Origin of the sequence: Tessaracoccus lacteus, assembly GCF_029917005.1 — a bacterium.
Classification (GTDB): Bacteria; Actinomycetota; Actinomycetes; order Propionibacteriales; family Propionibacteriaceae; genus Arachnia; species Arachnia lactea.
Genome location: NZ_CP123967.1, coordinates 2,009,919 through 2,024,081, shown reverse-complemented (window position 1 = coordinate 2,024,081; position 14,163 = coordinate 2,009,919). Strand labels below are relative to the sequence as shown.

General features: G+C 69.9%; 12 protein-coding genes. 8 read left to right on the top strand and 4 right to left on the bottom strand.

Annotation, left to right across the window (positions count from 1 at the left end; translation table 11 throughout):
• Positions 1-56: 56 nt before the first annotated feature.
• Complete coding sequence (gene gnd / locus QH948_RS09370; RefSeq protein ID WP_281144162.1) at positions 57-1,496, top strand: NADP-dependent phosphogluconate dehydrogenase; 1,440 nt, start codon at positions 57-59, stop codon at positions 1,494-1,496.
• A 593-nt stretch (positions 1,497-2,089) separates the two neighbouring features.
• Here the strand turns inward: gnd and QH948_RS09365 are convergent.
• From QH948_RS09365 to pyrR, 3 genes are read right to left on the bottom strand one after another with little or no spacing between them, the layout of a single operon-like run.
• On the bottom strand, positions 2,090-3,352 hold the full coding sequence (locus tag QH948_RS09365; RefSeq protein WP_281144161.1) for a dihydroorotase: 1,263 nt from the start codon (positions 3,350-3,352) through the stop codon (positions 2,090-2,092).
• Positions 3,353-3,363: 11 nt separating this feature from the next.
• Positions 3,364-4,299 carry an aspartate carbamoyltransferase catalytic subunit gene (locus QH948_RS09360; protein ID WP_281144160.1) on the bottom strand — a complete coding sequence of 312 codons (936 nt, stop codon included), beginning with the start codon at positions 4,297-4,299 and terminating at the stop codon, positions 3,364-3,366.
• A complete protein-coding gene (gene pyrR, locus QH948_RS09355) occupies positions 4,296-4,826 on the bottom strand; it encodes a bifunctional pyr operon transcriptional regulator/uracil phosphoribosyltransferase PyrR (protein WP_281144159.1) in 531 nt (176 codons plus the stop codon). Before pyrR ends, QH948_RS09360 begins: the two co-directional genes overlap by 4 nt.
• An 82-nt stretch (positions 4,827-4,908) precedes the next feature.
• On the opposite strand from pyrR, the gene QH948_RS09350 reads away from it, so the two are divergent.
• Positions 4,909-5,112, top strand: a complete 204-nt coding sequence (locus QH948_RS09350; RefSeq protein WP_281144158.1) for a hypothetical protein — start codon at positions 4,909-4,911, stop codon at positions 5,110-5,112.
• Between the two features lie 265 nt (positions 5,113-5,377).
• Here the strand turns inward: QH948_RS09350 and pepN are convergent, their stop codons facing one another.
• Positions 5,378-7,969, bottom strand: coding sequence for an aminopeptidase N (gene pepN, locus QH948_RS09345; RefSeq protein WP_281144157.1), 2,592 nt, complete (start codon positions 7,967-7,969; stop codon positions 5,378-5,380).
• A gap of 129 nt (positions 7,970-8,098) precedes the next feature.
• On the opposite strand from pepN, the gene ligA reads away from it, so the two are divergent.
• The 6 genes from ligA (at position 8,099) to QH948_RS09315 (ending at position 14,159) form a co-directional block, all read left to right on the top strand.
• Complete coding sequence (gene ligA, locus QH948_RS09340) at positions 8,099-10,198, top strand: NAD-dependent DNA ligase LigA (protein ID WP_281144156.1); 2,100 nt, start codon at positions 8,099-8,101, stop codon at positions 10,196-10,198.
• Between the two features lie 7 nt (positions 10,199-10,205).
• Positions 10,206-10,664, top strand: coding sequence for a ribose-5-phosphate isomerase (locus QH948_RS09335; RefSeq protein WP_281144155.1), 459 nt, complete (start codon positions 10,206-10,208; stop codon positions 10,662-10,664).
• A gap of 53 nt (positions 10,665-10,717) precedes the next feature.
• Positions 10,718-11,269, top strand: a complete 552-nt coding sequence (locus tag QH948_RS09330; protein ID WP_281144154.1) for a sunset domain-containing protein — start codon at positions 10,718-10,720, stop codon at positions 11,267-11,269.
• 92 nt (positions 11,270-11,361) lie between these two features.
• The gene (locus tag QH948_RS09325) at positions 11,362-12,315 is read left to right on the top strand and encodes an Ltp family lipoprotein (protein ID WP_281144153.1); all 954 of its coding nucleotides are present in this window, start codon (positions 11,362-11,364) and stop codon (positions 12,313-12,315) included.
• A 95-nt stretch (positions 12,316-12,410) separates the two neighbouring features.
• Entirely contained in the window at positions 12,411-13,325 is a 915-nt protein-coding gene (locus QH948_RS09320) for a hypothetical protein (RefSeq protein ID WP_281144152.1), read from the top strand.
• A 9-nt stretch (positions 13,326-13,334) separates the two neighbouring features.
• Positions 13,335-14,159 (top strand): Fpg/Nei family DNA glycosylase, encoded by an 825-nt coding sequence (locus QH948_RS09315; protein ID WP_281144151.1) that lies wholly within the window; start codon positions 13,335-13,337, stop codon positions 14,157-14,159.
• Positions 14,160-14,163: the final 4 nt, after the last annotated feature.

The following is a 14,163-nucleotide window of genomic DNA, read 5'->3' as shown; positions in this document are numbered from 1 at the left end:
CAGCGCACAGGGATAGGGTGGCGATGCACACCTGACGTCCCATGGAGGAAGCACGAATGTCGACTGACCAGCTCGCGAACATCGGTGTGATCGGGATGGCGGTGATGGGCTCGAACCTTGCCCGGAACCTCGCACATCACGGTCACCGCGTCGCCGTGTTCAACCGCACGACCGCACGCACCGACGAGATGATCGCCGCCCACGGGTCCGAGGGCGACTTCCGCCCCGCCGCCGAGCTGGCCGACTTCGTCGCGTCGCTCGAGCGGCCGCGTCGCATCATCATCATGGTCAAGGCCGGCGGCCCCACCGACGCCACCATCGACGCGCTCATCCCCCTGCTGGAGCCCGGCGACATCGTCGTCGACGGCGGCAACGCGTTCTTCGAGGACACCCGCCGCCGCGAGGAGAAGCTCCGCGGGGCCGGGCTGCACTTCGTCGGCGCCGGCATTTCCGGCGGCGAGGTCGGCGCGCTCGAGGGCCCCTCGATCATGCCCGGCGGCTCGAAGGAGTCCTACGCGGCCCTCGGCCCGATCCTCGAGTCGATCGCGGCCCAGGTCGACGGGGAGCCCTGCTGCACTTACATCGGCACCGACGGCGCCGGCCACTTCGTCAAGATGGTCCACAACGGCATCGAGTACGCCGACATGCAGTTCATCGGCGAGGCCTACGAACTCCTGAAGGGGCTCGGGCTGAGCCACACCGAGATGGCCGACGTGTTCGCCACCTGGAACACCGGCGACCTCGACTCCTACCTGATCGAGATCACCTCCGAGGTGCTCCGCAAGGTCGACGCCGCCACCGGGAAGCCGCTCGTCGAGGTCATCGTCGACGCGGCCGGCATGAAGGGCACCGGAACCTGGACCGTCCAGTCCGCCCTCAACCTCGGCACCCCCGTCAGCGCCATCGCGGAGGCCGTCTTCGCGCGCGCCATCTCCAGCTCGCCCGACCTGCGCGCCGCCTCACAGGCCGCGCTGGCGGGCCCGTCGGGGGCCATCGCCGTCGACGACCGCGCCGCCTTCATCGACCAGATCCGCCAGGCCCTGTGGGCGAGCAAGGTCGTCGCCTACGCCCAGGGCCTCGACGAGATCCGGATGGGCGCGGCCGATTACGGCTGGGACATCAATGTCGGCGAGGTCGCCAAGATCTGGCGCGGCGGCTGCATCATCCGGGCCAAGCTGCTGGAGCGCATCCGCTCCGAGTACGCGGCCGGGTCGCTGACGACGCTGCTCGAGGCCCCGTCGGTCGCCAAGGAGCTTGCCGCTTCGCAGGACGCGTGGCGCGCCGTCGTCGCGGCGGCCGTCACCGCCGGCGTCCCGGTCCCCGGCTTCAGCTCCGCGCTGGCGCACTACGACCAGGCCCGCGCCCCGCGCCTCAACGCCGCCCTGACCCAGGGCCTGCGCGACTACTTCGGTGCCCACACCTACCGCCGCGTCGACAAGGAGGGCACGTTCCACACGAACTGGTCCACCGACGGCGCCGAGGTCCGGGAGGACTGAGGCGGTTCCCTGAGCTTGCCTCCGGTTCCCTGAGCTTGTCTCCCTCGGTTCCCTGAGCTTGTCTCCCTCGGTTCCCTGAGCTTGTCTCCCTCGGTTCCCTGAGCTTGTCGAAGGGCGCCGAGCGGAGCGAGGCGGTGAACCCGGGCAGGTGAGTGGCCTCGGGGTCGGGTGTGTCCCTTCGCTTCGCTCAGGGCGTTTCGACAGGCTCAACGACCCGGGGAGTTCAGGGCGTTTCGACAGGGCCTGTGCTGAGCCTGTCGGAGTGCTCAACGACCCGGTTGGTTCCCTGAGGTTGTCTCCGGTTCCCTGAGCTTGTCGAAGGGCGCCGAGCGGAGCGAGGCGGTGAACCCTGGGCAGGTGAGTGGCCTCGGGGCCGGGTGTGTCCCTTCGCTTCGCTCAGGGCGTTTCGACAGGCTCAACGACCCGGGGAGTTCAGGGCGTTTCGACAGGGCCTGTGCTGAGCCTGTCGGAGTGCTCAACGACCCGGTTGGTTCCCTGAGGTTGTCTCATGTTCCCTGAGCTTGTCTCCGGTTCCCTGAGCTTGTCTCCGGTTCCCTGAGCCTGTCGAAGGGAGCCGAGCGGAGCGAGGCGGATCAGCGCGAGTGCGTACGGCGGCCCTTCCAGAAGGTGGCCTCGACGGGGTCGGGGAGGGTGCGGCCGTCGTACGGGTTGTTGCGGCTCAGCGACACGGACTGCGTCTTGTCCACCACCGCGGTGCGGGCCGGGTTGACCAGCACGACGTTGGCCGGCTCGCCGACGGCCAGCGGGCGACCCTGCGTCTGCAGGCTGGCGATGCGGGCCGGGGTGTGGCTCATGCGGTCCGCGACTCCGGCCCAGTCGAGGCGACCGGGCCGCACCATCGTCTCGATGACCACCGACAGTGCCTGCTCCAGGCCGATCATGCCGGGGCGGGCGTCGACGAAGGCGTGGTCCTTGTCCTGCGCGGCGTGCGGGGCGTGGTCGGTGGCGACGGCGTCGATGGTCCCGTCGGCCAGCGCGGCGCGGACGGCCTCGATGTGCTCGTCGGTGCGCAGCGGCGGGTTGACCTTGAAGGTCGTGTCGTAGCTCGTCAGCTCGGCGGTGCCGAGCAGCAGGTGGTGCGGGGTGACCTCGGCCGTGACGCGGATGCCGCGGGCCTTGGCCCAGCGGATGACGTCGACGCCCTCCGCCGTGCTGACGTGGCAGACGTGCAGCCGGGAGCCGGTGGCCTCCGCCAGCTGGACGTCGCGGGCGATGATGGCCGACTCCGCGACGGGCGGCCAGCCGCCCAGCCCGAGCCGCCCGGAGATCTCGCCCTCGTGGCAGCAGGCGCCGGGGCCGGCGAGGTTGGAGTCCTGCGAGTGCTGCGCGATGACGCCGTCGAAGGGTTTCACCCACTCCAGGGCGCGGCGCATCAGCTGGGCGTTCATCAGGCAGTGGCCGTCGTCGGAGAACATCGTCACGCGGGCGCGCGACCGGTTCATCAGGCCGAGCTCGGCCAGCTCGGCGCCGTTCAGGCCCTTCGAGATGGCGCCGATGACCACGACCTCGGCCAGCGCGGCCTGCCAGCCGAGATCCAGGATGTGCTCGGCCTTCTCCGCAGTGTCGGTGACGGGGTTGGTGTTCGCCATGGCGCAGACGGCGGTGAAGCCGCCGCGGGCTGCGGCGCGGGAGCCGGTCAGGACGGTCTCGGTATCCTCGCGGCCGGGCTCGCGCAGGTGCGTGTGGACGTCGACGAGGCCGGGCAGCGCGACCAGCCCGTCGCAGTCGACGACCTCCGCCCCGGAGCCCGCGTCGTCGACGAAGACGCCGTCGGAGATAGCGAGGTCGGTGCGGGTGCCGTCGGGGAGCGTGACGCCTTGCAGGAGGGTGCTCATGGCGTGGCCTTTCAGTTGGTGGAGCCGTCGCCGGCGAGGACGTGGTACAGCACGCTCATGCGCACAGCGACGCCGGAGCTGACCTGGTCGAGGACGATCGAGCGGGGGGAGTCGGCGGCCAGCGACGAGATCTCCAGACCGCGGTTCATCGGGCCGGGGTGCATGACGCACGCGCCGTCCCTCAAGCGGGTGAGCCGGCGGGGGGTGAGCCCGTACGCGTCGACGTATTCGCGCTCCGAGGGGAAGAAACCGCCGGACATCCGCTCGCGCTGCACGCGCAGCATCATCGCGACGTCGATGTCGTCCAGCACGTCGTCGAACACTGCGGTCGAGTCGGCGTCCCACGCCTCCGCGCCGGGCGGCATCAGCGTCGGGGGAGCGACCAGCACGACGGAGGCGCCGAGCTTGTTCAGCAGGAGGACGTTGGAGCGCACCACGCGGGAGTGCAGCAGGTCGCCGACGATCGCGACCCGCTTGCCCTCGAGGTCGCCGAGGTCGTGGCGGGCGAGGTGGCGGCGCATGGCGTGCGCGTCGAGCAGCGCCTGGGTGGGGTGCTCGTGCATGCCGTCGCCGGCGTTGACCATGGAGGCGCGGACCCAGCCGGCCGCTTGGGCGACCGAGCCGGAGCCGGCGTGCCGCATCACGATGGCGTCGACGCCCATCGCATCCAGCGTCATGAGGGTGTCGCGCATGGATTCGCCCTTGCTGACGCTCGACCCCCTGGCGGACACGTTGACGGCGTCGGCGGACAGCCACTTGGCGGCGAGCTCGAACGACGAGCGGGTGCGGGTGGAGTCCTCGAAGAACAGATTCACGACGGTGCGGCCGCGCAGCGCGGGCAGCTTCTTCACCTGCCGGTTCTGCACGTCGTGCATCTCCTCGGCGGTGGTCAGGATCGAGTCGATCTCCGATCGGCTGAGGTCGGCGATGCTGAGGAGGTGCTTCACGAGGCGCTCCGTTCAATGGTGACGAGGTCCTCGCCGTCGGTCTCGGCGAGCCGGACGCGGACGCGCTCGTCGCGGGAGGTGGGCAGCACCTTGCCGACGATGTCGGCCTGGATGGGCAGTTCGCGGTGGCCGCGGTCGATCAGTGTCACGAGCTGGATCGAGCGGGGGCGGCCGAGGTCGGCCAGCGCGTGCAGGGCCGCCTGGATGGTGCGACCCGAGAACAGCACGTCGTCGACCAGCACGACGACCTTGTCGTCGATGGGGCCGGGCAGGATCGTGCGGCCGACGGTACGCGTCGGGTTGACGCGCAGGTCGTCGCGGTACATCGTGATGTCGAGCTGCCCGACGGGGAGGGTGTGGCCCTGTGCCTCGGCAACGGCGGAGAGGCGGGTCGCCAGCGGCGCCCCGCGGGTGAGAATCCCCAGCAGCACGACGTCTGTCGCCCCGCGGTTCCTCTCGAGGATCTCGTGTGTCATGCGGGTCAGCGCCCAGGCCATGTCATCAGCGGTCAGAATCGTACGATCCATCGCGTCCCTCTCTTGGGTCCGCAGGGCAATCTACCGCAGTCACGGGGCCCGGTGGCGCCCCAGGTCAGGTAGGGTGCCGCGCATGAGCATGCTGCCCCTCGAGGTCTTCCCCGGCTGGCCCACGCCCGAGCCCACGTCCAGCCTCTTCATGGTGCTGCTGACCATCGTCGGGCCGCTGGCCTTCGGCGCGGTGCTGGCTCTGCTGGCGTTCGCCCCCAAGCTGCGCCGGGAGGCGACCGGCACGTCCACCAGCACCGAGGTCGCCACCACCCGCGACGACGCCTGACCGGGCTAGCGTTGCCGCGAGCTCGGTCTGCCCGTCACGATCGTGCGCCCCTCGCACACCTACGACGAGGCGGCGCTTCCGACGCTTGGCGGCTGGACCGATGTGGCGAGGATGAGGGCAGGCCCGCCGGTCGTGGCGCACGGCGACGGACCACCATGCCCTACTGGGCCGCCCAGACCATTGCCTGGTACGACGCCCATCCCGAGAAGCAGGTCGTCGACGTCGCGCTGGACGCGGCCTTCGATGACCTCGTTGCCCACGCCCGCTACGCCTGACGGCTCCGTTCCTGGGCCTGCAGCGCGCGCCGCGCCTCGTCGAGGCGCTCCGTCACCGCGCGGCGCACCTGGTCCGACGGGGAGTTGGAGTCGAGCCACTCCGCGATGGTCGCCACCAGCGTGTCGGTGACCAGCGGCTGCGGGAACAGCCACCGCAGGGCCGTGCCGATGGCCGCGTAGCCGCGGTCCGCCCAGGCCCCCTCGCGGCGCGAGATGCGGCCGAGCAGGTCCAGGTAGGCGGCCGGGTAGGGTTCGAGGATCTCGTCCTGCCCGTAGCGCCAGAAGCCCATGCAGATGGCCCGGTAGGTCTCGTTGGGCAGCTCGTCGTCGCCGGTGACTAGGCCCCAGGCCTGTGCCTTGGACGCGTCGTCCTTCAGCGCGGCGCCCGCGCCGGCCGCCTCCTCGGCGCCGGCCGAGGTCTTGTCGAGCTCCAACTCGGCCGCGATCTCCTCGTGGCCGATCGCGCCGAGCTTCGCGAGCGCCGACGTGATGGCCCAGCGCATCGCGGTGTCGATCACCAGGCCCTCGGGGACCTCCTCGCCGACGAGCCAGCCCTTCAGCAGCGCGGTGCCGCTCTCCCCGCGCGCTGCGCCGATCAGTGCCTTGGCGACGAGCACCTGCTTGTCGGAGCCTGGTTCGGCGTGCTTGAGCAGTCCGGCGAGGCCCTTGACGAGGGTCCCGTTGACGGCGGGGCGCAGCTCGGGCGCCGTGAACGCGGTGGCCGCGGTGGCGGCTTGCGCGAGCAGCGTCGACACGGCGGCCATGTCCTCCTCGCTCGGCAGACCGGCCAGCACGAGCGTCACGAACTCCTGCGAGGACAGGTCCGCGTCGCGGGTCGCCTCCCAGAACGACGTCCAGGCGACGGAGCGGGCGAGCGGGTCCGTCAGACCGCCGAAATGCGCGGCCAGCGTCGCCCGGCTGTGCCTGTCCAGGTGTACCCGGGCATACGTGAGGTCGCCGTCGTTCAGCAGCACGACGTCGCCCTTGTCCTTGCCCACCAGGGCGTCGATCGGCGTCCGCTCCGTGGCGTTGACGTCAACCACGAGGTACTCGCGACGGGTCAGGGTTCCGTCGGCGCCCAGGTCGTAGATCCCGATGCCGAGGCAGTGCGTGCGCAGCGTCGGGTAGTCGGCGTGGGCCGTCTGCACGACCTCGAAGCTGGAGAACCTGTCCTCGTCGTCGATGGAGAAGTGGGCGCTCAGCGTGTTGACGCCGGCCGTCTCGAGCCACTGGCTGGAGAACCAGGACAGGTCGCGGCCGGAGGCCGACGCGAGCTCCAGGAGCAGGTCCTCGAGCTCGGTGTTGTGCCACTCGTGCTTGCGGAAGTACGCGCCGACGCCCTTGAGGAAGTCCTCGAGGCCGACGAACGAAACCAGCAGCTTCAGGACGGAGGCGCCCTTAGCGTAGGTGATCCCGTCGAAGTTCTGCTCCACCTTCTCCAGGTCGCTCATGTCCGCGGCAATCGGGTGCGTCGTGGAGAGCTGGTCCTGCAGGTAGGCCCAGGCCTTGCGCTCGTTGCTGAACGACGCCCACGGGTTCGCGCCGGTGTTGTACTTCTTCGCGATCTCGTCGCCCGCGAAGTGTGAGGCCCATTCGGCGAAGGACTCGTTGAGCCACAGGTCGTCCCACCAGCGCATCGTCACGAGGTCGCCGAACCACATGTGCGCCAGCTCATGGAGGATCGTGTTGTCGCGGGCGTCCAGCTCGCGGGCGGTGACGCGGGAGCGGAACAGGTACTCGTCGCGGAAGGTCACGCAGCCGGCGTTCTCCATGGCCCCGGCGTTGAACTCCGGCACGAAGATCTGGTCGTAGGTCTTGAACGGATACGCGACGCCGAAGGCGTGCTCGAAGACCTCGAAGCCGCGTTGCGTGGTGGTCAGGATGCGGTCGTCGTCCAGGAACTGCGTCAGCGACCGGCGGCACGCGACCGAGGCCGGCACCTCGCCCTTGACCGAGTGGATCGTGCCGCGCACGACGTGGAACTCGCCGGCGACAAGGGCCGTGATGTAGCTGGAGATCCGCGGCGTGACGGCGTGCTTCCACTTCCCGAAGCCGTCGCCGATGTCGGTGGGCTGCACGCCGGTTGCGTTGCTGAAGACCACCCAGTCGATCGGGGCGAGCACGGTCAGCTGGAACGTCGCCTTCTGGTCGGGCTGCTCCGCGACGGCGTACATGCGACGCGAGTCGGCGGTCTCGAACTGCGTGTAGAGGTAGACGCGCTGGTCGGCGGGGTCGACGAACCGGTGGAGGCCCTCGCCGGTGTGCGAGTAGCGGAACACGGCGACGACGTCGATGGTGTGCTCGCCGCGCTCGAGATGGGGCAGGGGAAGCCGGTAGCCGTCGTAATCGGAGACGTCGAACTCGTCGCCGTCCAGCGAGGCGCTGCGGATCTCGTCGGCGATGATGTCGAGGTGCGTGTCGCCGCCGGTGGAGTTCAGGTTCACCGAGGTGGTGGAGAGGAACTGCCGGTCCGGCTCCGCCACGTTGCGCCCCGTCAGGTCGACGGTGACCCGGTAGGACTCGGTAGCAATGACTTCGGAACGCTGCTGCGCCTCGTCCCGGGTGATGTTGGCCGTCGCCATGGCGAAGATCTTCTCCTTATGGACTGACTCCCGCGGCGGGTGCCGAGGGAGCGCTCTGGGCCCATTCTTCTACGTTTTGTGTGCATCGCGCTCGTTCGAGCCGTGAGGGCGGTGTGGAACGATGGCACAATGACCGACCACACCGAGGCAGAGTCCGGCGTCACGTCCCCCGAGCTGAGGCGCGCCTGGACCGAGCTGAACACCCGGCTGACCGAGGCTCAGGAGGCCTACTACGGGGCGGACCAGCCGACGCTCTCGGACGCCGACTACGACGCCGCGATGCGGGAGTTGGAGGATCTGGAGGCCGCGCACCCGTCGCTGGTCACGCCCGACTCCGTCACGCAGCGTGTGGGGCAGGCGCGGATCACGGAGTTCAAGCCCGTGGAGCACCGCAGGCGGATGCTGAGCCTCGACAACGTGTTCAGCGCCGAGGAACTCGACGGCTGGCTGGCCCGCACGCCGGCGTCGTCGTATCTGGTCGAGCTGAAGATCGACGGGCTGGCCATCAACCTGCTGTACCTGGGCGGGCGCCTCGCGGTGGCCGCCACCCGCGGCGACGGGCGCGTCGGGGAGGACGTGACGCCCAACGTCGCGACCATCGCCGGCATCCCGCACCGCCTGCCCGCGGGGGCGCCGTCGGTGCTGGAGGTGCGCGGCGAGGTGTTCTTCCCCGTCGCCGGCTTCGAGAAGCTGAACGAGGACCTGGTCGAGGCGGGGCGGGCGCCGTTCGCGAACCCCCGCAACGCCGCGGCGGGGTCGCTGAGGCAGAAGAACCCCGAGGTCACCGCGTCGCGGCCGCTGAGGATGCTCGTGCACGGCATCGGCGCCGTGGAGGGGGCGGAGTTCGAGACGCAGTCCGGCGCCTACGAGGCGCTGAAGGGCTGGGGCTTCCCGACCGCGGAGACCTGCCGGGTCGTCGGGACGGGGGCCGAGGTGCAGGAGTTCGTCGCCTGGCACGGCGAGCACCGCCACGACCTCAGCCACGAGATCGACGGCATCGTCGTGAAGGTCGACGACCTCGCCGAGCAGGACCGCCTCGGTGCCACCTCGCGGGCCCCGCGCTGGGCCATTGCCTACAAGTACCCGCCGGAGGAGGTCAACACGAAGCTCCTCGACATCCAGGTCAACGTCGGCCGCACCGGCCGGGTGACGCCGTTCGGCGTGATGGAGCCCGTGTTCGTCAGCGGCTCGACCGTCGAGATGGCCACGCTGCACAACGCGTTCGAGGTGGAGCGCAAGGGCGTGCTGATCGGCGACACCGTCGTCCTGCGGAAAGCTGGCGACGTGATCCCCGAGATCGTCGCCCCCGTCGTGGCCCTGCGCGACGGCACCGAGCGGGCGTTCGTGATGCCGACGCACTGCCCATCCTGCGGGACGGAGCTCCGCCCCGAGAAGGAGGGGGACAAGGACATCCGCTGCCCGAACGCCAGGTCCTGCCCGAGCCAGCTGCGTGAGCGGCTTTTCGGGCTCGCGTCCCGCGGCGCCCTCGACATCGAGGCGCTGGGCTGGGAAGGGGCCGCGGCGCTGCTCGACGGGAGGCTGCTGGCCGACGAGGGCGGCCTGTTCACCCTGACCGCCGCCGACCTGCTGACCACCGACTTCTACACGCGTGCCGCCAAGCCCGCCGAGCTGGCAGACGAGGCCACGCCGAAGCGCGACGGCCGAGTGCTCGCCGCGGCGGGGGAGAAGCTGCTGACAAACCTGGAGGCGGCGAAGGCGCAGCCGCTCTGGCGTGTGCTGGTCGCGCTGTCCATCCGGCACGTCGGGCCGACCGCGGCCCGCTCGCTGGCCGCCCGTTTCGGGTCGGTCGACGCGATCCGGGAGGCCTCGCTCGAGCAGCTCGCCTCGGCCGAGGGCGTCGGCGGGGTCATCGCCGAATCGGTGAAGGGCTGGTTCGACGTCGACTGGCACGACGCGATCGTCGCGGCCTGGGCCGAGGCCGGTGTGCGGATGGCCGACGAGGTCGACGAGTCGACGCCACGCACGCTCGAGGGCCTGACCGTCGTCGTCACTGGGTCGCTCGACGGCTTCACCCGCGACGGCGCGAAGGAGGCGATCATCTCCCGCGGCGGCAAGGCCGCCGGGTCGGTGAGCAAGAACACCGACTACGTGGTGATCGGGGCCAACGCGGGGTCCAAGGCGGCGAAGGCCGAGCAGCTCGGCCTGCCGATCCTCGACGAGGCCGGCTTCGTCCGGCTGCTGGCCGAGGGCCCCGCGGGGCTGGAATAGTGGGGTCATGCGCGTCCACATCGCCACCGACCATGCGGCCTTCGAGCTGAAGCAGTACCTCGTCGAGCGGCTCACCGCCGACGGACACGAGGTCGTCGACCACGGCGCCTCGACCTACGAGTCGCTGGACGACTACCCGCAGCTGATCATCCCGGCCGCGGAGGCGGTCGTCGCCGACGCGGGCAGCCTGGGCGTCGTGCTCGGCGGCTCCGGCAACGGCGAGCAGATCGCCGCCAACAAGGTACCCGGCATCCGCGCGGCCTTGGCGTACAACGTCGAGCTCGCCACCCTGGCACGCCAGCACAACGACGCCAACGTCGTCGCCCTCGGCGGGCGCATGCAGTCTCTGGAGGAGGGCTACGCGATCGTCGCGGCGTTCCTCGGCACCCCCTTCTCCGGGGAGGAGCGGCACCGGCGTCGCATCGGCCAGATATCGGCTTACGAGGGGTCTGTGCGTCGACCTTGAGACTGCCGGGCTAGCATCTGGCTCGAACACCGATCCACAAGGGGAGATGGACAATGGGCTGGAAGCGCGTCCGCGCCGGATTCGTGGCGCTGGTCGCCTTGGCGACGATGTCGGCGGGGGCGGTGACCGCCGCGCCGGCCGAGGCCGCGTCCACCTTCACCGGGGTCTCGAAGCCCACCATGTCAGGCACCCGCACCGTCGGAAAGACCCTGACCGCGAAGCGCGACAAGGCGACCACGCCGAAGGCCCAGCGCGTCAGCTACCAGTGGTTGCGCAACGGGTCGAAGATCTCCGGCGCGAAGAGCAGCACCTACAAGCTCAGGTCGGCCGACCAGGGCAAGAAGATCTCCGTCAAGGTCTGCTACGCCAAGGCGAAGTACACCACCAGGTGCGTGACCTCGGGCAGAACCGCGAAGATCGCGGCCGCCGCCGTGTCCTCCTCGTGCACCATCAAGGGCAACATCTCCAGCTCCGGCGAGAAGATCTACCACGTCAAGGGCCAGCGGTTCTACAACGTCACGCAGATCGACCTGACGAAGGGCGAGCGCTGGTTCTGCTCCGAGTCGGCGGCCAGGAAGGCCGGCTGGCGCAAGTCCAAGGTGTGAGTCCCGAACCCGATTCTGTGGCTTCTCTGTGACTGTCGGTGGGCTCCGCTAGCATCTCAGCCATTCGATGAATTGCTGATTCACAAGGGGAGATGCAGATGAATATGAAGCGGGTACGGGCGGGCCTCGTCGGGTTGGTCGCCCTGGCGACCATGTCGGCCGGAGTGCTGACCGCGACGCCGGCGGCAGCGGCAGGGAACTTCACCGGGGTCTCCAAGCCCACGATCTCGGGGACGCGCGCGGTCGCCAGCAAGCTCACGGCCAAGGCCGACACGGCGACGAAGCCGACGGCGGCCAAGATGACCTACCAGTGGCTGCGGTCGGGGTCGAAGATCTCCGGTGCCACGGCGAAGACCTACACGCTGAAGTCCGCGGACAAGGGCAGGAAGATCTCCGTCAAGGTCTGCTACCTCGCCTTCGACACCAACACGCGCTGCGTCACCTCTGCAAAGACCGGAGCCATCGAGGCGAAGGTACTCAAGACGCTGTCCGTCTCGACCCCGAAGGTCTCCGGCGTGGCCAAGGTCGGGGCGACGCTCAGGGCCTCGACCGGCAGCTGGACCTCCGGCACGACCTTCACCTACAAGTGGCTCCGCAACGGCAAGACCATCCCGGGCGCCACCAAGTCCACCTACAAGCCGACCTCGGCCGACAAGGGTCGGACCATCCAGGTGAAGGTGACGGGGAAGAAGTCCGGTTACACCACACGGGCCAAGAGCTCCGCGAAGACGGCGAAGGTCACGTCGCTCTCGTCGACGCAGAGGCAGGCGGTCTCCGAGGCGAAGTCCTACCTCGAGGTGCTGTACTTCTCCCGCACGGGGCTCATCGACCAGCTCGAGTACGAGGGGTTCAGCACCTCGACGTCCAAGGTCGCCGTCGACTACGTGAACCCGAGTTGGAACAAGCAGGCAGCGGGGTCGGCCCAGTCCTATGTCGACACCTTCGGGTACGACTACTTCACGTGGGACGAGCTGTATGACCAGCTCCGCTGGGAGGGGTTCACCGCGTCGCAGGCCACCTACGGGGTCAACGCGGTCGGCCTCTGAGCGTTGCCGCCAGGTGGCTGGTCCACCTCCCGGGGGATAGGGTGAATGGTCTCCCGGGAGGTGGATTCATGCTCAGTCGACGGGTCCGAGGTGCGGTGAGCGTCGTCATCGGCCTGGTTGCTCTGCCTGCCTTCGGGGCGGCACCCGCGGCGGCCGCCCAGTCGTTCGTGGGCGTCGGTGCTCCGAAGGTCGTGGGGACGGCGGGCATCGGGAAGACGCTCACCTCCAAGCGTGACCTGCACACCACGCCGACGGCGACCAAAGTCACCTACCAGTGGCGGCGCGACACCAGGGAGATCGACGGCGCCACCGGCCCCAGCTATCGGGTCGTGACCACGGACGCGGGCCAGCGGCTGTCACTGACGGTCTGCTACAAGAGGTCGGGCGTCACGACGAGGTGCCTGACGTCGAAGCAGACCACCGTCCCCGCGCTGAAGAAGCTGACGGTGGGCACACCGTCGGTCGCGGGGTCGCCCACCGTCGACGTCACGGTCAGTGCGACGCGGGGCACTTGGACCGCGGGGACCACGTTCAGCTACCAGTGGTACCGCGACGGGAAGCCTGTGGCCGGCTCCATCAGCGCGAAGCGGACCCTCACCGTCGAGGACAAGGGGCATCGGATCTCGGTGCGGGTGACCGGCCGCAGGACGGGGTATGCAACCACGTCGCGCACGTCCGCGCCCGCCGCGACCGTCACGGCGCTGACCGCCAGGCAGCGCGCGGCCATGGAGGTTGCCGAGTACACCTACCTCTCGAGCGCGCTGTACTCCAGGGCCGAACTGATCGGCAGGCTCAGGGCGGACGGGTACAGCTCCGCCGACGCGACGGCCGCCGTCGACTCGATCGGCGTCAGCTGGGCGCGCCAGGCACTCGGCGTGGCACGGGCGACGCTCGCCACGGGAAAGGTCTCGACGGCCAGGCTCCGCACCATCATCGACGTCGACCGGCGGTTCACCACGGCCCAGACCGACTGGGCGCTCGCGCACCTCCGACCCGCCGCCCTTCACTAGGGTGGGGGGATGCCTGAGGGACACGTCATCCACCGCCTCGCCAACCAGTTCAGCGACACCTTCGGTGGGGAGCAGGTCCGCGTCACGTCGCCGCAGGGGCGCTTCGACGCCGGAGACCTCGACGGTGCGCTGTTCAAGCGCGGCGAGGCGGTCGGGAAACACCTGTTCCTCGACTTCGAAGCCGACCGGATCATCCACATTCACCTCGGCCTGATCGGCAAGCTCGCGTTCGCCCCGCTCGCGCCGCCGAAGGGCGAGGTGCGGCTGAGGGTCTCCGACCTGCACACCGCCGCCGACCTCCGAGGTCCTCAGTGGTGCCGCCGCATCACCCCCGACGAGCGCGACGCCGTCGTCGCCGCGAGCGGACCCGACCCACTGCGCGACGACGCGGAACCCTCGCGGGGGTTCACGCGCCTGCACCGGTCGGGCAAGTCTGTGGCGGCTCTGCTGATGGATCAGAAGGTCGCGGCGGGCGTCGGCAACATCTTCCGCGCCGAGGTGCTGTTCCGGCACCGGCTCGACCCCATGGTCCCGGGGAGGGAGCTGTCACGACGCTCCTGGGACCTGCTGTGGGCGGACCTGGTGGACCTGATGCATCGCGCGGTACTCGCCGGCCGGATCGACACCGTCGCGGTGGATCACACGCCCGAGGCGATGGGGCGCGACCCGCGCGTCGACCGTCACGGCGGCGAGGTCTACGTCTACCGCCGGGCCGGGCAGCCGTGCCTGGTCTGCGGCACCGAGATCCGCACCGCAATGCTCGAGGGGAGGCACCTCTACTGGTGTCCACGGTGCCAGCGTCGCCGGACCGCTGGCCCCACGCCTATAGGCTGACTTC